The following is an 18,899-nucleotide window of genomic DNA, read 5'->3' as shown; positions in this document are numbered from 1 at the left end:
ACCGGGCGGCTGTTGGTCCGCTGATCCGGGCGGCCCACCGAGGGGGGTGGACCATCACGCCGGATGCCGTTCGCGACGGACCCCGTCGCGAACGGCATTCTGCGGTCTGTACGACTAGCCGAGCGCGCTGTACCCGCGGACGAACGCGGTGAGGAGCCTGCCGAAGGTGTCGCGGTCCTCGTCCGGCCAGTCCGCCATGACCTCCGCGAACACCCCGCGGCGGAAAGCGTGCATCTCGTCGAGGTGCGCCTGACCGGCTTCGGTCGGCACGAGCACCGCACGCCGTCCGTCCCGCTGATCGGCTTCGCGGCGAAGCAGGCCTTGTTCGACCGCGCGCGCCACGAGCCTGCTGGCGCGCGGCTGGTCGACGCCCATCGCCGCGCTCAGGGCCGTCACCGTGCTGGGCTCACCGCGTTCGGTGAGCTCCTCGACGATGTCGAGCAGCTCGTGCACCGGGTCGTGCGCGCCGCGGCCCCTCGCCTTGCCGATCCGGCTGAGGGCCCGGCGCTGCTGACTGCGGCGGATCGCGATCATGGCGCGCTCGACGTCGGCCACCGCGTCCGTCATGGTTGCTCCACCTCCGAACTACATGTAGTTTTACATGTAGTTGTTCATCGACATTCAGGAGTCTCCATGAAACCCCTCGGCTGGTGGCTGCGCCACCTCCACGAGCTTCTCGAATCCTCCATGGGCCGGATCCTCGACGACGAGTCGCTGACCCGGCGGCATTGGCAGGTACTCAACACGATCGCCCTCGGCGCCCACACGCCGGAGGAGGTCGACACGGTGATGGCGCCGTTCGTCGCCGCGGAGGGCTCGATGACCCCGAAGATCGCCGACCTGCGCGAGCGCGGCTGGGTGGCCGGAAACGGCGAGCTCACCGCCGCGGGCCGCGAGGCCCACGCGCGCGTCGAGCAGCGCGTCAACGCCTTCCGCACGCTCGCGATCGACGGCATCGGCGACGACGACTACCGCGCGACGATCCGCACCCTGGAGCGCTGCGCGGCCAACCTCGAAGCCACCTGAGGAATATCCGGGAACTCAGCGGCGTCTGCTCTAGTAGTTGAACTTTCAAGCACTGGAGCGCACGATGACCCGCACCCCGGTCCTCTACCTCAGCCACGGCGCCCCGCCGCTCGCCGACGACGCCACCTGGACCCGCCAGCTCGCCGGCTGGTCCACCGACCTGCCGAAGCCTCGCGCGATCCTGGTCGTGTCGGCGCACTGGGAGGAGGCGCCGCTGACCATCGGGGCCACCACGACCGTGCCGCTCGTGTACGACTTCTGGGGCTTCCCCCAGCGCTACTACCAGGTGAAGTACGCGTCTCCGGGTGCGCCGGAGCTGGCGGCGAAGGTGCGGAAGCTGCTTCGCTCGACGGAGACGCCGGTGCACGACGCGCCGGAGCGCGGCCTCGACCACGGCGCCTACGTGCCGCTCGTCGAGATGTACCCGGACGCCGACATCCCGGTGCTGCAGGTGTCGATGCCTTCGCTCGACCCGCGGGAGCTGTTCGACCTCGGCCGCAAGCTCGCGCCGTTGCGCGACGAAGGCGTGCTGATCATCGGCAGCGGCTTCTTCACCCACAACCTGAGCGGGATGGCCCGGTCCACCGACGGGACGCCGCCGGCGTGGTCGGCCGAGTTCGACCACTGGGGTGACGAGGTCCTGCGCAGCGGCGACGTCGACACGCTGCTCGACTTCCGGCACAAGGCGCCGGCGGCGACGCTCGCGCACCCGCGGATCGAGCACTTCGCGCCGCTGTTCGTCTCCCTCGGCGCCAGCTCCGACGAAGGCTCCGGCCGCACGGTGATCGACGGCTTCTGGCACGGCCTGGCGAAGCGTTCCCTGCAGTTCTCCTGATCCCGCCGACGCGAACGAGCCCCAGGAGCCATGTCGGCTCCTGGGGCTCGTCGTCTCCAGGGAAGGAGAGCTATCCGGTGTTCGCGGGCGAGCCCGCACCGCGATCGCGTGGCCGGGGCGCTCCGTGCGAGGTCACCCTCGCGGCGCGTGGAGCGCCTGCCGTCGTGATAGCGGGGTTCGTGGGCCGGGCGGGTTCGCGGAACCCGCCCGGCTTCACCGCACTACTTGCGCTTGATCAGACCCAGCAGCTTCGCGAGGAAGCCGGTGGAGTCCAGGCCCGACATCGCCGGCACCTGCGGGGTGCTGTCCAGCACCGGCAGCTTGGCGTTGACCGGGAGCTGGGCCGGGATGGCCGGAGCGGCCGGGATCACCGGCAGGACCTCGGTCGGCAGGTCGGCACGCTCGGTGCCGTGACCCGGAAGGCCACCCAGGGCCGGCAGCGCCGGAACCGCGGGCAGCTTCGGCAGCGTCGAAACGCCACCGAGAGCCGGCAGAGCCGGAACCGACGGCACGTCGGCGCGCTGGGTGCCGTGACCCGGGAGACCGCCCAGCGCGGGCAGCGCCGGAACCGCGGGCAGCGCCGGCTTCGGCAGCGCGGGAACGCCACCCAGGGCCGGCATCGCCGGAACCGTCGGCAGGTCGGCACGCTCGGTGCCGTGACCCGGCAGACCACCCAGCGCCGGCAGCGCCGGAACCGCGGGCAGCTTCGGCAGCGTCGAAACGCCACCCAGAGCCGGCAGAGCCGGAACCGACGGCACGTCGGCACGCTCGGTGCCGTGACCCGGCAGACCACCCAGCGCCGGCAGCGCCGGAACCGCGGGCAGCTTCGGCAGCGCCGGAACGCCACCGAGGGCCGGCAGCGCCGGCACCGGGCTGGTCACCGGCGGCACGTCGGCGCGCCCGGTGCCCATCGGAGCCACGGACGGCAGCGCGGGCAGGCCCTGGACGGGCAGGCCGGCGGTCGGCAGGCCACTGGCGAGCCCGGTCAGCGAGGGCAGCTCCTTGGTGGGCAGGCCCTGGGTGAGCCCGGCCAGCAGAGGCAGGCCCGCGGTGGGCAGGCCACCGGTGGGCAGGCCACCGGTGAAGCCGCCCAGCGAGGGCAGCCCGGTGGTCGGCAGGCCGCTCCGGAGCGCGGCCAGCGAGGGCAGCTCGTCGGCCGCCAGCTCCGAACCCTCGATCGGGTACGCGATGGGGTCGACGTCCTCGTCGATGCTCGTCGCGTCGGTCGCGACCGCGGTCGCCTCCCCGAGCAGCTCGAGGGGCACCCCGAAGATCTGCACCGGCAGCACGAACGGGTGGTACAGGTTGAAGCCCGACAGGCTCGACTGGTCGCCCGCGGTGACGGCCTTGCCGCCGTTCTCCGTGGTGAGCGTGTTGTCGCCGACGGCGTGCGCGACACCGCCCACGGTCACCGCGTCGCCGAACAGCTGCGCGATCGCGGTCACCGGCAGGTCGAGGATGTTGCCCGACACGGCGCCTTCGACACCCGAGGTGGTGTCGTCGCCCGCGTTCTCGACCTCGGTCATGTTGATGCCGGTGCCCTTGGCGACACCCGCCACGCTGACCGCGTCGCCGAAGACCTGCGCCACCGGCAGCGCGTCCACGCCGATGATGTTGCCCGCCACACTGCCGCGGTCGCCGTTGGTGGTGGCGTCGCCGCCCGCCTCCGACGCGACGTCGTTGGTGCCCGCGCCGGTGCCCAGCGCCGCCGCGGCGAGCCCGTCGCCGAAGACCGTGCCGGCGCCCGCGAGCGGGGCCTTCACGATGTTGCCGGTCAGCGCGCCGTCCCGGCCGTCGGTGACGGCGTCGCCGCCCGCCGAGGAGTCGGTGATGTTGTCGTTCTCGCCGGTGCCGATGCCGCCGAGGGCGCCACCGACGCCCATCGCCTGCAGGGGCAGCGAGACCGGGGCCTCGATCAGGTTGCCCGCACCGGCGCCGGCCGGGCCGTTCGCCTTGACGTCGCCGCCCGCGTTGGACGTCGTGTCGGTCGAGCCCTTGCCGTGGCCCTGGCCGATGAACGCGCCGCCGATGTTGGCGACCTGCACCGGGAGCGACGCCGGCACCGTGCCCAGGTTGGAGCTCAGGAAGCCGTTGTCGTCGTGGGTGCTGCCACCGCCGCCGCCGGAGACGACCTTGGTCTCGTCGGCCGCGCCGGAGCCCTGGCCGATGAACGAGCCGCCGATGCCGAAGACCTCGGCGGGGAGGCCGACCGGCACCTGGATGACGTTGCCCGAGCCGGACGAGTCGTTGCCCTGCGTCCCGTCGTACGCCCCGGCGGTGACCGTCTTGTCCTCGGTCGCCGAGCCGGTCGCGTTGCCGATGTGGCTGCCGCCGATACCGAAGACCTCGGGCGCGCCCGCGGCCTGGGTGTTGACGATGTTGCCGCCGAGGACGGCGCCGTTGCCCTTGGTGTAGCTGCCGTTGCCGGCGTTGGCGTCGGTCGTGTTGTCGTGCGCGGCGTCCGCTTGGCCGATGTACGTGCCACCGATGCCGAAGGCCTCGACCGGCAGCGCGACCGACGGGTTCAGGACGTTGCCCGACCCGCTCGAGTTGTCACCGGCGGTCTGGACGAAGCCACCCGAGTCGACAGTGCTGGAGGAACTGCCGTCACAGGGGAGGCCCGCCGAGGCGTTGCCGATCCACGAGCCCGCGACACCCGCGACGTTCGCGATCGGTGACAGCGAGGCTGCCGCGCCGTTGCCCGACAGGAACGAGTCGTTGCCGCTCGTCTCGAGGTAGGTCGGGATGCCGAGGCTGCCCTTGCGGGTGTCCCCGGCCGTGGCGTCGGCGGAGGTGGCGCAGCCGTCGGAGTTCGACAGCGAGCCCCACACCGCACCGGAGTTGCAGTTGAACTTGACCGGCAGGGCGATCGGCGCGCCGACCACGTTGCCCGACCCGGATGCTTTGTCACCGGAGCTCAGCAGCGAGCCGCCGGAGGACGCGACGGTGTCGGCCGTGTAGCCGTGGCTCTGCCCGTTGCCGAGCAGGTACGAAGCGGCGTTGCCGGTCACCTGCACCGGGGTGGCGAACTGGCCCGCCACCACGTTGCCGGAGAGGGCCGAGCCGTCGCCGTCGGTGGCGACGTCCCCGGTCTCGCTGGTGCTCTGGCTGGCCGACCCACCGGTCACGCGGCCGGTGCCGCCGGCGACGCCGCCGCCGTTGCCGGCGATCTGGACGGGGAGCGCCCAGTCGAGGACGACGGCGTTGCCCGCGAGGCTCGAGTCCTGGCCCGTCGTCTTGACGTCCTGGTCGTGCGACCACGTCTGCGAGTGGTCGGTGCCCTGGACGTGCGCGTCGCCGATGACGCCGACAGCGTTGTCGACGATCTGGATCGGAACGACGATGTCGCCCGCGACCTTGTTGCCCTTGAGGTTGTTGTGACTCGGGGTGAACTTGGCGCCGAGGGCGCTGTTGTTGATGGGGCTCGACTCGTCGAGCTGCCGGGCAGCCTCGTTCGCCGCCTGGGTGGCCGGCTTGGTGCTCAGCTCCGTCTGCTCTTCAGGCAGGTCCAGCTGGCCGAACGGGGTGCCGACGGCGTTGTTGGCTTCCTGGACCGGAGCCGTCACGTTGAGGTCGAGCGGGGACGCCGGAGCGTCGGGGTTGACGTCTTCGTCAGCCGAGGCGATGCCGGTACCCAGCATCAGCAACCCACCCGTGACCAACGCGGTCTGTACGCCGCGCTTTGCCCACGTCTGCATGGGGTTTTTCTCCTTTATTTCGGGTTCCCTTGCGGGCTTATGGCGGTGCGCGCTCGCCAAAGAGGGATGGCTTCGAGCCGCACCGAGGGGAAGGAACTTCTTGCGGGCGCAACAAAGCGCACCGCCGTGTCACGGGTATTGCGCGGACGCGAAGCCGTCAGACGAAGACGGACTTGGGCGCGTCAGCGACCCGTGAAGGGAGGTGTTCAGTCAGGAGTGACGCCGGGCTGCTTGCCCGGGGAGCGCAGCGAACGGCGCAGGCCGACGCGGCTCATCGCCGCGAAGGCGGTGTCAATGGCTTCGGCGGCCCGGGACGGGGCGCACACGTTGAAGCCGTCAGAGTGCCCACCAGTGCCACCGGAGGTCGTGCTGCCACCCGGGGCGGTGGGAACGGCCGGCGCGATCGGAAGCTGCGCCGGGGTCAGCGGCGACGGGAGGTTACGGTGCCCGTCGCGGGAGTGGCCCGCGGCACCGGTGACGTCGTCGTGCTGGAGACCCGTCGACGTCGCGAGCGCATCGGCTCGCCACGCGGCGGGAAGTTCGGTGGCGGTGACAGCGGCCGTACCGGCCTGCTGTCCGGTGCCCGCGGCCGCCGGACCCTGCCCGGCCGGGGCGAGGCCCGGAAGGGAGGGGAGCAGGTCGCCGTGCGCGGCCGGGTCGAGCAGCTGCCACACCTGGCGGCCGAACTCCTTGGCCGGCGCGGGGGCGACGGTTTCCTCGATGACCTGGCGGGTGTCCTCGGGCTTGCTGGCGATGTGCTCGACCGCGCCGAGGGTGCGCTCGGCCGGGCTCAGCACCGCGTCACCGGCGAGGTCCGACACCGAGTCGCCGACGCGCTCGGACACCTCGTGCCGGAGGGTGCGGCCGCACTCGGTCCGCGGCTCGCTCCACGTCGTCGCGTCCTGGTGGCAGGCCCCGCCGGCGATGTCACCCGAGAAGTGCTTGGCACCGTGGTCCGCGTCGGCGATGCTGCCATCGGCAGCCTCGGCGACCGGGGTGACGGAGGCGGTGCCGACCTCGACGGTGTCGGCGGAGGCCGTCGCACCGGAGACGAGCCACGCGGCGGCGGTACCGGCCACGGCACCACCGAACACGAGCAGCGCACGCGACACGAGACGGCCGACGCGCTTGGCGCCCTGCCCCTCGTTCGTCGCCGTGCTCGCCACTCGTCGTCTCCTCGTGCCTCATTCGTGATCCGTCCGTTGCGAAAGCGACCTAACCAAATCCGCCCCGCGTCACGCATCCTCGGCGCGACTTGATGCCCCCATCGTGTGAAGGACACACCGTGTAGCCCGATTTGACGGTCGGTGATCATGCCTGGCCGCCGGGTGTGTCGGACGCGGCCGCGGGAAAGCGGCCGAATCGGGCGGTCCAGCCGCTACGGTGAGCCCGTGAGCCACGCGCGACGCGAAGACCCATTCCTGCCGGAGCACGAGGACATCACCGGGCTGATCCCCCGGGGCCTGCGCATCAGCGCGGCACTGGCGTGGCGGTTGATCGTGGTGGGCGCGGCGTTGTACGGCCTGGGCTGGATCGTCGGCAGGCTGTCCGTCGTCGTCATCCCGCTGGGCATCGCCCTGCTCCTGTCGGCGCTGCTCGCGCCGGCGGTGCAGAAGCTGGTGGCGGTGCGGTTCCCGCGCGGGCTGGCGACGGCGATCGTGCTGATCGCCGGGCTCGCCGTGCTGGGCGGGCTGCTGACGTTCGTCGTCACGCAGTTCTCCAGCGGCCTGCCCCAGCTGCAGAAGCAGCTCAACGAGAGCCTCAACCAGATCAAGGACTGGCTGATCAACGGCCCGGTGCACCTGCGCCAGGAGCAGATCCAGCAGTTCATCAACCAGGTCTTCGGGTTCCTGCAGAACAACCAGGCCGCGCTGACCGACACCGCGCTGACCACGGCGGGCACGGTCGGCGAGATCGTCACCGGCTTCCTGCTCACGCTGTTCATCACCATCTTCTTCCTCAGCGGCGGCGAGGGCATCTGGTCGTTCCTCGTGCGCGTCGTGCCCCGCCGGGTCCGCAACCGGGTGGACGTCGCCGGGCGCCGCGGGTTCGCGTCGCTGGTCAGCTACGTGCGGGCGACGGCGGCCGTGGCGGTCGTCGACGCCGTCGGCATCGGCGTCGGGCTGTGGATCGTGGGTGTGCCGCTGGTGATCCCGCTGGCCACGCTGGTCTTCATCGGCGCGTTCATCCCGATCATCGGTGCGGTCATCACCGGCGGCGTCGCGGTGCTGATCGCGTTGGTCACCAACGGCTTCATCGGCGCGGTGATCGTGCTGGCGATCGTGATCGGCGTGATGCAGCTGGAAAGCCACGTGCTGCAGCCGCTGCTGCTCGGCCGCGCGGTGAAACTGCACCCGCTCGCCGTCGTCCTGGCCATCACCGGCGGGCTCGTCGTGGGCGGGATCGCGGGCGCGCTGATGGCGGTGCCGATCCTGGCGGTGCTCAACGCGGGCATCCGGTCCCTGCTGCACGAGTCGGACCCGGACCCGCAGGAGGTGGACGTCCTCACGGACCAGGCCGCGCAGCCCAACGACGCCGAGCCCGGGTCCGAGGGAGCGGAAGTGCCGACGCGCGGCGACGACGAGAAATGACCGCCGGGAGGACGCCCGACCCGATCACGCCCATGTGGCGGGGCGTGATCGCGTTCCGCGTGCTCACCTGGGCGTTCGCCTGCGGCACCGTGATCGTCCAAAATGGACAGTACCGGCGCGAAGGGCTGGCTTGGGCGATCCTCGGCGTGATGGCCGTGTGGTCGGTCGTCAGCGGCTTCCTCTACCTGCGCGAGCGGACGCGGCCGCCGTCGCTGGTGGTCTTCGACCTCGTGCTGACCACCGCGCTGCTGCTGACCTCGCCGTGGGTGCTCAGCAACACGCAGTTCGCGCTGAACGTCCCGCTCATCACCACGGTGTGGGCGGCCGTGGCGCCGGTCGCCGCGGGCGCGCGGTTCGGCGCGTCGGGCGGGGTGCTCGCCGGGCTGGTGGTCGGGGCGGCGACCGCGCTGGCGCGGGAAAAGTTCGACCTCGACGTCGCGCGCGACGCCGTCCTGCTCGCCGCGGCCGGCCTGCTGGTCGGCATGGCCGCGACGATGGGCCGCCGGTCCGCGGCGCGGCTGGAGCAGGCGCTGCGGAAGGAAGCGGCGACGGCCGAGCGGGAAAGGCTGGCCCGGTCGATCCACGACAGCGTGCTGCAGGTGCTCGCCCGGGTCCGCAAGCGCGGCAACGAGGTCGGCGGCGAAGCGGCCGAGCTGGCCCGGCTGGCCGGCGAGCAGGAGATCGCGCTGCGCTCGCTGGTGACGACCGAGCCGCTGAAGCCGAACGACCGCGGCACGACGAGCCTGCGGGCCGCGTTGCAGCTGCTCGCGACGCCGTCGGTGCAGGTCTCGACCCCGGCGGACGACGTCGAGCTGCCCGCGCACGTCACCGGCGAGCTGCTCGCCGTGACCCGCGAAGCACTGGCGAACGTCGAGAAGCACGCGGGTCCGGACGCGCACGCCTGGGTGCTGCTGGAGGACCTCGGCGGCGAGGTCGTGGTGAGCGTCCGCGACGACGGACCGGGCATTCCGGACGGCGTTCTCGAGCGAGCGGCCGCGGAAGGGCACCTCGGCGTGGTGGAATCCATCCGGGGGAGGGTCCGCGACCTCGGAGGCAGCGCGACCCTCGACACCGGGCCCGGCCGGGGCACGGAGTGGGAGGTCAGGGTGCCGAGCACGAGGGGTGCGGGATGAGCGAGCCGCGGATTTCGGTCATGGTGGTCGACGACCACCCGATCTGGCGCGACGGGGTGGCCCGTGACCTGACCGAACACGGCTTCGACGTGCGGGCGACCGCGCCCGACGCCGACGCCGCGCTGCGGATCGCGCGGACCGTGCGGCCGGACGTCGTGCTGATGGACCTCAATCTCGGCAGCACGTCGGGCGTGGACGCGACCCGCGAGATCACCTCGGCGCTGCCGACGACGAAGGTGCTGGTGCTGTCGGCGAGCGGCGAGCACAAGGACGTCCTGGAGGCGGTGAAGGCCGGCGCGTCCGGCTACCTGGTCAAGTCGGCGTCCGCGGCGGAGCTGGTCGACGCCGTCCACCGGACCGCCGCCGGCGACCCGGTGTTCACCGCGGGACTGGCCGGGCTGGTGCTCGGCGAATACCGGCGGATGGCCGACGCGCCGGCGGAAGGAGCCGAGCCGCCCCGGCTGACCGAGCGCGAAACCGACGTCCTGCGCCTGGTCGCGAAGGGGCTGACCGCGCGGCAGATCGCCGAGCGGCTCGTTCTGTCGCACCGCACGGTGGAGAACCACGTGCAGTCGACGCTGCGGAAGCTGCAGCTGCACAACCGCGTCGAGCTGGCCAGGTACGCGATCGAGCACGGCCTCGACGAGGAGTAGCTCCTCAAGGGAGCACCGCGATGCCGTTCCACTCACCGTCCGGCAGCGTGGCCTTGCCCAGCCGCCACTGGGGTTCGCCCGGGTGCCAGGCCGCGAGGACGCCGTCGGAGAGGACGAGGTCGCCGTCCGCGCTCCAGTCGATCCCGCCGCCCTGCTTCAGGTGGTCGGTGATGAACGGCATCCCGGGTGCGTGCTCCCAGGTCCGCGTGTTCAGGCTGAGCAGCCAGATGTCCCGGGTCTGGACCGGACCGCGGTAGGACGGGTTGACGAAGTCGACCGCGAAGACGTAGCCGTCCCGCGACGGGACGACGATCGGCGGGCCGCCGCCGCTCGCCGGCCGGGTGAGCGGCTTGGTGCTGCCATCGCGCAGGTTGAGCAGGCTGAGGTCGGTGAAGCCGTCGAGCAGCAGCCAGTCGCCGGTGGCGCCGAGGATCCGCGGGTACTGGCGGACGGTGCGGCCGGTCTGCGGGTCGATCAGCGCGTCGGTCGACTCGGCGGAACCGGAGTTGATGGTGATCAGCAGGCCGTGCGGGGTCTCGGCCCTGACCTGGGTGCGGCAGCTGGCGGACTGGCCGTGGCCGAGCTCTCCAACTGCCGCACCGGTCAGCGAGACGTGCTGGAGGCGGCAGCTGTCCGGCGCGTCCTGCCGGATCAGCCACACACTCTGCTGGTCGGCGCCGGGCGCCACCGACCAGGCGCGGCCCAGTGACCGCGGCGGGGTCGACGGGCCGGTGTAGGCGAACATCTCGTAGGGGGCCTCGTCGGCTGTGCCCACCGGGTAGGCCGTCAGGACGGCCTGCTTGCCGACCCGGACGACACCGAGGCCGCCGGGGTAGCCGGGGGGACTGGCCGTGGCCCCGCGGTCGGCGTCGAAGAGGGTGGGGCCGGTGGTGGGCAGGAGCGCGGTGACCCCGATCCCGGTCGCCGGGATGCCGCTGAGCCCCTTCACCGGGGTGGGCGGTGCCGTGGTGGTCGTCGACGTTGGTGATGGTGGTGCGGGCGGTTCGCCGGTGCACCCGCACAGCAGCGCCAGTGCCGCGCCGAGCACGGCACCGCGGATTACGGGTCCGTTCAGGGTTTTCCCCCGATCTCCCTGGTGAAATCCCCTTCTACCATCAAGGGCATGGGCGAGGAAGAGACCACGGCGACGGAACCGGTGACGGAGACCAAGCCGTTGAGCGAACGCGATCTTCGGGTGTCCGACGACGAGCGCGAGCACGTCGTCGGCGTGCTGCAGAAGGCCATCGGCCGCGGCATGATCGACCTCGACGAGTTCACCGAGCGCACCGACCGCGCGCTCGCGTCGCGGACCCGCGGCGAGCTGAACGCCGTGCTGGCCGACCTCGCCGGCCTCTACCACCCCGCCGCGGCCGTTGCCGCTGCTCCGGCGTACGCGCCCCCCATCGGCTACGGCGGCTACTCGCCCGGCCGGCGCTTCGAGCTCAACGCGAAGTACTCGTCGCTGGTCCGCAGCGGACCGTGGGTCGTCCCGCCCGAGATGGTGGTGCGGAACAAGTACGGCTCGACGAAGCTCGACTTCACCGAAGCCCAGGTGCAGTCGCCGGTGGTGCACATCGAGCTGGACGCCAAGTGGGGCTCGGTCGAGGTGATCATCCCGGAGCACGCGGCGGTCGACGTCAACTCGATCACCGACATCAAGTTCGGCTCACTCGAGGACAAGACCCGCAGCAACGGGCGGATGGGCAACCCCCGCTTCGTGCTGACCGGCCGCGTGCACGGCGGCTCGCTGGTCGTCCGGCACCCGCGGCGCGGGCTGTTCGGCTAGCCGGGGCCCCTCTGCCCCCGGCGTCAAGAAGGCCTCCCCACTCAGGCATCGGGTGGGGAGGCCTTCGCCGTTCTCAGGCGCTGTTCTCAGGCGATGGCCGCCGGCCGGAGGTTCCGGAAGACGAACCAGACCAGGGCGGTGAACGCGACGGCGGCGAGCCCGGCGACGACGTGCAGCCCGTCGGCGAAACCGTGGGCGCGGACGACGGCGTTGCCCAGGGTCCCGACGGTCGCGATGCCGAGGGAGTAGCCGAACTCGTTGACGGTCTGGGCGAGCGCGGAGGCGGCACCCGCCTTGCGCGGCGGCACGGACCCGACGACGAGGTCGGTGCCCAGCGCGATCATCGGGCCGACACCCGCGGACGTCACGGCCAAGCCGATGGCGGGCCAGGCCGCCCCGGCCGAGGGGTCGACGAGGGCGAGGATGACCATGCCGGCCGCGGCGAGGGCGACACCACCGGCGATCAAGGCGCTCGGCTTCACCCGGCGGGCCAGGACGGGCGCGGCGAGGAAGCTGACGGTCGAGGTGGCCATGCCGGGCAGCAGGCCCAGCGCGGCCCCGACCGGCGAGAGGTGCTGCACGACCTGGAAGAACTGCGCGACGAACAGCATCGTGGTGCCGCCGAGCATGCTGAACAGGAGCATCCCGCCGAGCGTGGTGCGGAACGCCTTCGCAGCGAACAGGCTGAAGTCGATCAGCGGGTCTTCGAGCGTCCGCTGCCGCTTCACGAAGACGTACCCGATGGCCAGGCCGGCGCCGAGAGCGAGCACGGGAACGAGGTGGACGCCGTCGCGGGCGAGTTCCTTGATGCCGTAGACCGCGGGCAGGATCGTGGCCAGCGACAGGGCGACACTCGGCACGTCGAGACGGCCGGCGGTCTCGTCGCGGTACTCGGGCAGCAGCTTCGGGCCGATGACCAGCAGCAGAACCATGGCGGGGACGCCGAGCAGGAAGACCGAGCCCCACCAGAAGTGCTCCAGCATGAACCCGCCGACCATCGGGCCGATGATCGCGCCGACGGTGAAGCAGCCGGCCCAGATCCCGATCGCTTCGGCGCGCTGCCGCGGGTTCTGGAACATGGTCCCGATGAGGGAGAGCGTGGACGGCGCCAGCGTCGCCCCGGCGATGCCGAGCACGGCCCGGGCGGCGATGAGTGTGGCGGCGCTGGTGGAGAAGGCGGCGACGACGGAAGCGGCCCCGAAGGCGGTGGCCCCGGCCAGCAGCAGCTTCCGCCGCCCGATCCGGTCGCCGAGGGTCCCCATGGTGACCATGAACCCGGCGACCATGAAGCCGTAGATGTCCATGATCCACAGCTGCTCGGTGCCGTCGGCGTGCAAGCTGACGGCGAGCTTCGGCAGGGCGAGGATCAGGACGAAGACGTCCAGCGAGACGAGCAGGGCAGGCAGGGCCAGCACGGCCAGGCCGATCCACTCCCGGCGCCCGGCCCGGAGCACTTCGGCCGGGGCGGCGATGGTGGCGGTCATGGTGAGGTCCTCTCGACTCGGTGGCTTCGTTCTCACCACTGCGTCGAGCGACCGGCCCCCGGATCGACAAACCACCCGCCGGATTTTCGGAGAAACGCCGTGAAGGCCACCTCGAGGCCCTTCAAGGTGGCCTTCACGGACTTACGACAAGTTGCCCACACCCCTCGATCAATGTGGACAACTCCGCCCCTCCACATTGGCACAACCCGGCACTGTCGGTGATGACCGATAGACTGAAAGTGGGGGGCGCCCCCAAGAAACTGTCCAGCCTGCCGGGCGGTCGGTGCAGGTCAGGGGCGAGCAGCCGCCCGGGCCGCGGCCGGATCCGACGTCGCCAAGGCCGCTTCGGCCAGGGCTTCGCACTCCGCGAGCGTGGTGGCGGCGAGGCTCGCGCCCACCGTGCGGACCGCCGGGGCGTTCATCGACAGGCTCGTCAGGCCCAGGCCGGCCAGGACCAGCGCCAGGCGCGGGTCCGCGGCCGCTTCGCCGCAGACGCCCGCCGGCTTGCCGGTGGCCTTGGCCGCGTCGCCGATCAGCTTCAGCAGGCGCAGGAGCCCCGGCTGCCACGGGTCGTTGAGCTTCGCGACCGCGCCCAGCTGACGGTCCGCCGCGAACGTGTACTGGGCCAGGTCGTTCGTGCCGACCGAGACGAAGTCGACGACGCCGAGGATCTCGCGGGCGCTCAGCGCCGCCGCCGGGATCTCGATCATCACGCCCGCCCGGGCGATGCCCGCCGCGCGGACGCGCTCGGCGAACCAGGCGGCTTCCTCGACCGTCGCGACCATCGGTGCCATCACCGAGACGTCGGCGCCGGAGTCCGTCGCCGCGCCCGCGATGGCCTCGAGCTGGCGGTCCAGCACCTCGGGACGGTCGAAGGCCACGCGCAGCCCGCGGACGCCGAGCGCCGGGTTCGGCTCGGCTTCCGGGGAGAGGAAGGCCAGCGGCTTGTCGGCGCCGGCGTCCAGGGTCCGCACGATCACCGGCTTGCCGCGGAACGGCGAAAGCACCGCGGTGTACGCCGCGCGCTGCTCGGCCACCGACGGCTCGTCCGAGGCGTTCAGGTAGCAGAACTCGGTGCGGAACAGGCCGACACCTTCGGCGCCCGCGTCGGCAGCGGCCTGCGCGTCGGCCGGGGAGCCGACGTTGCCGTAGACCTTCACGCGGTGACCGTCGGACGTCGCGCCGGTGCCGTTCCACTCCGCGACCTGCGCCACCGTCGCCGCGACGACCGGCGCCGACGGGTCCGCGACCTCGACGGTGCCCGCGTCGCCGTCGACCGCGAGCGCCTGCGCGTCCAGTGCCAGCAGCCCGCGCACCGCGACGACCGCCGGGATGCCGAGCGCGCGCGCCAGGATCGCGGTGTGGCTGGTGGGGCCGCCCTCTTCGGTCACCAGGGCGAGCACCTTCGCCGGGTCGAGGCCGGCGGTGTCGGCGGGTGCGAGGTCGCGGGCGACCAGCACGCTCGGCGACGCCAGCTCGGGCACCCCCGGCGGCGCGATGCCGAGCAGCTCGGCGATCAGGCGGTCTCGCACGTCGCGGACGTCGCGGACGCGCTCGGCCATGTACCCGCCGGCCGCGGCCAGCGCTTCGGCGAAGCCCTCGGCGGCCTGGTAGACGGCTCGCGCGGCGGGCAGCCCCTGCGTTTTGACCAGCTGTTCGGCCTGCGAAGCGAGCGCCGGGTCGGCGGCCATCGCGGCGGTCGTGATCAGGATCGTCGCCGCTTCGCCGGACGCGGTCTCGGCCTGCTTCTCCAGCCGTGCGGCGACCGCGCCGGCGGCGGGCACGATCCGGGCGGCCTCGGCGGCCGGATCGGCCGGGGCGGGGGTGGCGGCGGGCTCGCCCAGCGGCTCCGCGACACGGACGACAGGACCACTCGCGCGGCCGGGGCTGACGGCGACCCCGGACAGAAACTCAGACGGCATGGTCTAGACCATAGCTCAGATAAGCCTGGATATCTCGTGGTGGCGGGCACAAGCCCCGTCGCCGCACCTGTTCGAGCACCGGCCGGACCTCCTCCTGCCACCAGGCATCGGCCAGTTCGTCGCGGCTGCGCACCGGCCGTCCGGCCAGCATACGGCGGAACCCCCAGGCCTCGGCCGAGTCGGCGAGCCGGAACCAGTCGGCCGGATCGTCGAGCCACAGTCCGAGCCGGACGTCGTCCGGCAGCGGCACACGCTCCAGGAACATCCGCTCGGCGGTCTTCGACGGCAGGTCGGCGAGCGTCAGGCACCGCAGCGCGCAGGCGACCGTGCCGATCCACCGGACCCGCGCGCGGATCGTCCGGGCACCACGCGCCCGCGCGATGGCGACGCGGTGGTGGCCGTCCTCGACGAAGAACATGTCGCTGAGCCGGACGAGCCGCACCGGCGGGAGGTCCGCCGACGTCCGCGTCAGGTGCTCCCAGCGGTCTCGCAGTGCCCGGTTGCGCGGCCGGAACTCGCGGTCGAAGTCCCCGGCGCGGGCGACCGTGCCGACGACACCGTCCAGCGGCACGTCGTACACGCCTTCGTCGAGCTCGGTCTGCTTGCCGAGCGCCTGGAGGGTTTCGTCGAGCGGCATGATCGCGAGGTGGTCGGGGCGGCGCGCCTCCGCGATCGCCTTCAGCTGAGCGGCATAGCCGCGCCACCAGGCCGAACCGAACGAATCGCCCATGTGATGGGCAACACGTCCGGCGGAGTGGTCATTCCCCCAGATCGGCGGCGGTCGGGTAGGACGGCTGCGCGCCGGGCCGCGTCACGCTGAACGCCGCGACGCGAACGGCTCGCTTCGCCGCGGAGACCAGATCGGCGCCGTCGGCCAGCGACGCGGCGAGAGCGCCCGCGAAGGCGTCCCCGGCCCCGGTCGTGTCGACGGCCTCCACCTGCGGTGACGCCACCTCGGTGACACCGCCGGCTTCGACGACGGCCGCACCGGCCGCACCGAGCGTGACGACGGCCGTCTTCGGCCCGAGGTCGAGGAGTTTCCGGAAGTCCGCGCCGGGTCCGGTCAGCCAGGCGGCCTCGTGCTCGTTGACCAGCAGCACGTCGAGCTTGGCGAGCGTCTCCGGAGACAGCTTCGCCGCGGGTGAGAGGTTCAGCAGGACCTTGACGCCCTTCTCGGCGGCCCTCGCGACGGCGTGTTCGACGGTCGGCAGCGGCACCTCGAGCGAGACGACCACGATCTCGACCCCGTCGAAGACGGCGTCGACGTCGGCGGGCTCCAGGCCCGAGTTGGCGCCGGGGGAGACCAGGATCGAGTTTTCGCCGTCGGGGGTGACGGTGATGTAGGCGATCCCGGTCGGCCGGTCGCTGGTCCGCACGAGCCCGGTGTCGACGCCCGCGGCGCGCAGCGAATCGAGCAGCAGCCTGCCGTAGGGATCGTCGCCGACCGCGCCGAGCAGCGCGACGTCCGCCCCGAGCCGGCCCGCCGCGACCGCCGTGTTGGCACCCTTGCCACCCGGCGAGAGCACCGTGTCGCCGCCCAGTACCGTCTCCCCACCGGCCGGTCGCCGGTCCACCGCGACGACGAGGTCGGCATTGGCGGATCCCACAACGAGCACGTCAGAGTTCATGCCCGAACTGTCCCACGGAAGCCACCCGGACCAGGTCAGAACCGGCCCCGAAGGGGAAAGTGAAGGTTTTTGTAACTTATCCGGGGCTGAGTGCGACAATCATGCGAGCAGCGGATGACCGTCACTCGATCGGAGGACGTCCGTCCCCCGGCCGTCACTTCGTGGCCCGGTCCCGCTCTCCAGGTGCGTCATCACGGAAACGTGATGATTTGCCCCAACCGGCGCGAGCCGGGCAGGGCATCGTGTCGCCGGCGCCGATCACGTAGCCCCCCGAGTGATCGGCGTCGGCGGCGCCCCGCTCGTCGCTGAAGGCTTCCGGCAGCCGGTACCGCGACACTCGGGTTTTCCCCACCTCGCCGGGTGGGCAACCGGATGTTTTGGCTGTTCGGCCGCTCCTAACGTCACTTCCATGAGCATTTCCGACTGGAAGCGGACGATCTACGCGGCCCTCGCGCTGCCCGCGTTCCTGGCGGGCCCGGCGGCACGGCGGTGGCTGGCGCGGCGATTGCTGGGTGCCGAGCCCCGAGGCGGCCCCGCCTTCTTCGCGGCCCTCGCCGCCTTCCCATTCGCGTTGCTGATCTGGTTCCTCGTCTGGCGGATCACGACCTTCGGGTTCTTCTGGACCGAGGCCGGCGCGGCCGGTTCGTGGGGCGGACCGTCGCTGATCGGGGCGTGGGCCGTGCACTTCTTCGGCGCGCTCGGCATGTCCGTGGTGGCGATGTGGCTGCTGCGGCCGCTGACCCGGTGGCAGGTACGGGACCTCTGAGCTGCACCTTTTCGTTACGGCCGAGATCGCGTTAATGCAAGAATTGTCGTAGTAAACACCTAGACTGTTCGGATGAGCCACCCCACGAGGAGGGGTCGCGCGCGTGCGGCTACCGAACAGGACATCCGGCGGACCGCCCGGAAACTGCTCGTCGAGCAGGGGCCCGAGGCGGTCACCCTGCGCGCCATCGCGCGCGAACTGGGGATCACCGCGCCCGCGCTCTACCGCTATTACGAATCCCGCGACGACCTCGTCGAGAACCTGCGGCTGGACGTCTGCGCCGACCTGGCCGACGATCTCGCCGAAGAGATCGCCGAGCTGCCCGACGACGGCGTGCTGCAGCTGTTCGCCATCTGCAAGGGCTTCCGGCGGTGGGCGCTCACCCACACGAAGGAATTCACGCTGGTCTTCGCGTCGCCGACCGGTGGCGTCGGGTCGACGTCGGGGAGTGCGCTGAGCCGGGTCGACGAGCCGTTCGGGCGGATCTTCCTCGCCGCCGCCGGGCGGGTGCTCGCGCGGCACGACATCGTGCTGCCGTCGGCCAGCAGTGTGCCCGATGAGCTGCGCGATGACCTGAAGACCTTCCAGGAGTCTCTGGTTGCCGTGCTCGTCGAGTCCGACCAGGGCGTGCCCGTCGAAAAGATCGACCTCGGCGTGACGTACCTGATGATCCAGTTCTGGGCCCGGCTCTACGGGCACGTCACGCTCGAGGTCTTCGGCAACTACCCGATCCCGATGTCCAAACCGGACGTTCTGTTCGAATCGATGCTGGCCGACCTCGCGCGGGAGATCGGGCTCTACTCCGCTTAGGCGGCGTGGCCGCCGTCCACCGACAACACCGCCGCCGTCACGTACTCGGCGCCGGGTGAAGCGAGGTAAGCGACCGCCGCGGCCACCTCGGACGGCCTTCCGTAGCGGTCGAACGCCGTAAGCGCGCGCTGGTCGGCCGCAAAAGGCCCGTCGGCCGGGTTCATGTCCGTGTCCGTCGGGCCCGGGTGGACCAGGTTGACCGTGATGCCGCGCGGGCCCAGCTCGCGCGCCAGCGCCTTGGTCAGGCCGACCATCGCCGCCTTGCTGGTCGCGTACAGCGCCATGCCCGGGCCGGGCACGCGATCGGTGACGCAGCTGCCGATCGTGATCACGCGGCCGCCGTCGGCCAGGACTCCGGCCGCGGCCTGGGTCGCCGCGAACACGCCGCGGACGTTCACCGCCAGCACGCGGTCGACATCTTCCAAAGAAGTTTCACCGAACGCGCCGACGAACCCGACGCCCGCGTTGTTCACCAGGACGTCGAGCCTGCCGAACTCCGCGACGGTCGCCTGGACCGCCGAGGAAACCGCTGAAGCGTCCGCCGAATCCGCCTGGATCGCCAGCGCG

Annotated in this window: 17 protein-coding genes; 8 read left to right on the top strand and 9 right to left on the bottom strand. The window is 72.0% G+C overall.

Features of this window, described 5'->3' with window-relative positions:
• Positions 1–114: 114 nt before the first annotated feature.
• Positions 115–567 carry a MarR family winged helix-turn-helix transcriptional regulator gene (locus CF165_RS02865; RefSeq protein ID WP_093945837.1) on the bottom strand — a complete coding sequence of 151 codons (453 nt, stop codon included), beginning with the start codon at positions 565–567 and terminating at the stop codon, positions 115–117.
• A 66-nt stretch (positions 568–633) separates the two neighbouring features.
• Between CF165_RS02865 and CF165_RS02860 the strand changes: the two genes are divergently transcribed.
• Together CF165_RS02860 and CF165_RS02855 are read left to right on the top strand one after the other, a co-directional pair.
• Complete coding sequence (locus tag CF165_RS02860) at positions 634–1,026, top strand: helix-turn-helix domain-containing protein (RefSeq protein WP_093945836.1); 393 nt, start codon at positions 634–636, stop codon at positions 1,024–1,026.
• A gap of 64 nt (positions 1,027–1,090) precedes the next feature.
• On the top strand, positions 1,091–1,861 hold the full coding sequence (locus tag CF165_RS02855) for a dioxygenase family protein (RefSeq protein ID WP_093945835.1): 771 nt from the start codon (positions 1,091–1,093) through the stop codon (positions 1,859–1,861).
• 221 nt (positions 1,862–2,082) lie between these two features.
• Here CF165_RS02855 and CF165_RS02850 read toward each other — a convergent pair whose 3' ends face one another.
• Positions 2,083–5,559 (bottom strand): beta strand repeat-containing protein, encoded by a 3,477-nt coding sequence (locus CF165_RS02850; RefSeq protein ID WP_240521434.1) that lies wholly within the window; start codon positions 5,557–5,559, stop codon positions 2,083–2,085.
• A gap of 206 nt (positions 5,560–5,765) precedes the next feature.
• Positions 5,766–6,725: a hypothetical protein gene (locus tag CF165_RS02845; RefSeq protein WP_093945834.1), complete on the bottom strand. Its 960-nt coding sequence runs from the start codon at positions 6,723–6,725 to the stop codon at positions 5,766–5,768.
• Positions 6,726–6,950: 225 nt separating this feature from the next.
• On the opposite strand from CF165_RS02845, the gene CF165_RS02840 reads away from it, so the two are divergent.
• From CF165_RS02840 to CF165_RS02830, 3 genes are read left to right on the top strand one after another with little or no spacing between them, the layout of a single operon-like run.
• A complete protein-coding gene (locus CF165_RS02840; protein WP_093945833.1) occupies positions 6,951–8,150 on the top strand; it encodes an AI-2E family transporter in 1,200 nt (399 codons plus the stop codon).
• Complete coding sequence (gene macS / locus CF165_RS02835) at positions 8,147–9,283, top strand: MacS family sensor histidine kinase (protein WP_093945832.1); 1,137 nt, start codon at positions 8,147–8,149, stop codon at positions 9,281–9,283. The genes CF165_RS02840 and macS overlap by 4 nt, the downstream gene beginning before the upstream one ends.
• Positions 9,280–9,936, top strand: coding sequence for a response regulator (locus tag CF165_RS02830; protein ID WP_093945831.1), 657 nt, complete (start codon positions 9,280–9,282; stop codon positions 9,934–9,936). Before macS ends, CF165_RS02830 begins: the two co-directional genes overlap by 4 nt.
• 4 nt (positions 9,937–9,940) lie before the next feature.
• Here the strand turns inward: CF165_RS02830 and CF165_RS02825 are convergent, their stop codons facing one another.
• Entirely contained in the window at positions 9,941–10,984 is a 1,044-nt protein-coding gene (locus CF165_RS02825; protein ID WP_093945830.1) for a hypothetical protein, read from the bottom strand.
• A 75-nt stretch (positions 10,985–11,059) separates the two neighbouring features.
• Between CF165_RS02825 and CF165_RS02820 the strand changes: the two genes are divergently transcribed.
• Complete coding sequence (locus CF165_RS02820) at positions 11,060–11,722, top strand: DUF1707 SHOCT-like domain-containing protein (protein WP_093945829.1); 663 nt, start codon at positions 11,060–11,062, stop codon at positions 11,720–11,722.
• Positions 11,723–11,808: 86 nt separating this feature from the next.
• Here CF165_RS02820 and CF165_RS02815 read toward each other — a convergent pair whose 3' ends face one another.
• From CF165_RS02815 to CF165_RS02800, 4 genes are all read right to left on the bottom strand, one after another.
• Complete coding sequence (locus CF165_RS02815; RefSeq protein WP_093945828.1) at positions 11,809–13,206, bottom strand: MFS transporter; 1,398 nt, start codon at positions 13,204–13,206, stop codon at positions 11,809–11,811.
• 290 nt (positions 13,207–13,496) lie between these two features.
• The gene (gene ptsP, locus CF165_RS02810; RefSeq protein WP_093945827.1) at positions 13,497–15,128 is read right to left on the bottom strand and encodes a phosphoenolpyruvate--protein phosphotransferase; all 1,632 of its coding nucleotides are present in this window, start codon (positions 15,126–15,128) and stop codon (positions 13,497–13,499) included.
• Positions 15,118–15,858 (bottom strand): hypothetical protein, encoded by a 741-nt coding sequence (locus CF165_RS02805; RefSeq protein WP_093945826.1) that lies wholly within the window; start codon positions 15,856–15,858, stop codon positions 15,118–15,120. Before CF165_RS02805 ends, ptsP begins: the two co-directional genes overlap by 11 nt.
• A 28-nt stretch (positions 15,859–15,886) precedes the next feature.
• Complete coding sequence (locus CF165_RS02800; RefSeq protein ID WP_093945825.1) at positions 15,887–16,756, bottom strand: ribokinase; 870 nt, start codon at positions 16,754–16,756, stop codon at positions 15,887–15,889.
• A gap of 409 nt (positions 16,757–17,165) precedes the next feature.
• Between CF165_RS02800 and CF165_RS02795 the strand changes: the two genes are divergently transcribed.
• Positions 17,166–17,522: a hypothetical protein gene (locus CF165_RS02795; protein ID WP_093945824.1), complete on the top strand. Its 357-nt coding sequence runs from the start codon at positions 17,166–17,168 to the stop codon at positions 17,520–17,522.
• A gap of 72 nt (positions 17,523–17,594) precedes the next feature.
• Positions 17,595–18,332, top strand: a complete 738-nt coding sequence (locus tag CF165_RS02790) for a TetR/AcrR family transcriptional regulator (RefSeq protein ID WP_093945823.1) — start codon at positions 17,595–17,597, stop codon at positions 18,330–18,332.
• Here the strand turns inward: CF165_RS02790 and CF165_RS02785 are convergent.
• On the bottom strand, positions 18,329–18,899 hold a 571-nt coding region (locus tag CF165_RS02785), incomplete at its 5' end, for an SDR family oxidoreductase (protein ID WP_093945822.1). The genes CF165_RS02790 and CF165_RS02785 overlap by 4 nt on opposite strands.

Origin of the sequence: Amycolatopsis vastitatis (assembly GCF_002234595.1) — a bacterium.
GTDB classification, from domain to species: Bacteria; Actinomycetota; Actinomycetes; order Mycobacteriales; family Pseudonocardiaceae; genus Amycolatopsis; species Amycolatopsis vastitatis.
The sequence above is the reverse complement of the archived record's forward strand: the minus strand, read 5'-3'. Positions and strand labels throughout refer to the sequence as shown.

Bases quoted from the DNA above. Each gene is read 5' to 3' on its own strand.
- CF165_RS02865 (WP_093945837.1), bottom strand. From the start codon at position 567: ATGACGGACGCGGTGGCCGACGTCGAGCGCGCCATGATCGCGATCCGC.
- CF165_RS02860 (WP_093945836.1), top strand. From the start codon at position 634: ATGAAACCCCTCGGCTGGTGGCTGCGCCACCTCCACGAGCTTCTCGAA.
- CF165_RS02855 (WP_093945835.1), top strand. From the start codon at position 1,091: ATGACCCGCACCCCGGTCCTCTACCTCAGCCACGGCGCCCCGCCGCTC.
- CF165_RS02850 (WP_240521434.1), bottom strand. From the start codon at position 5,559: ATGCAGACGTGGGCAAAGCGCGGCGTACAGACCGCGTTGGTCACGGGT.
- macS (WP_093945832.1), top strand. From the start codon at position 8,147: ATGACCGCCGGGAGGACGCCCGACCCGATCACGCCCATGTGGCGGGGC.
- CF165_RS02830 (WP_093945831.1), top strand. From the start codon at position 9,280: ATGAGCGAGCCGCGGATTTCGGTCATGGTGGTCGACGACCACCCGATC.
- CF165_RS02820 (WP_093945829.1), top strand. From the start codon at position 11,060: ATGGGCGAGGAAGAGACCACGGCGACGGAACCGGTGACGGAGACCAAG.
- CF165_RS02815 (WP_093945828.1), bottom strand. From the start codon at position 13,206: ATGACCGCCACCATCGCCGCCCCGGCCGAAGTGCTCCGGGCCGGGCGC.
- ptsP (WP_093945827.1), bottom strand. From the start codon at position 15,128: ATGCCGTCTGAGTTTCTGTCCGGGGTCGCCGTCAGCCCCGGCCGCGCG.
- CF165_RS02805 (WP_093945826.1), bottom strand. From the start codon at position 15,858: ATGGGCGATTCGTTCGGTTCGGCCTGGTGGCGCGGCTATGCCGCTCAG.
- CF165_RS02800 (WP_093945825.1), bottom strand. From the start codon at position 16,756: ATGAACTCTGACGTGCTCGTTGTGGGATCCGCCAATGCCGACCTCGTC.
- CF165_RS02795 (WP_093945824.1), top strand. From the start codon at position 17,166: ATGAGCATTTCCGACTGGAAGCGGACGATCTACGCGGCCCTCGCGCTG.
- CF165_RS02790 (WP_093945823.1), top strand. From the start codon at position 17,595: ATGAGCCACCCCACGAGGAGGGGTCGCGCGCGTGCGGCTACCGAACAG.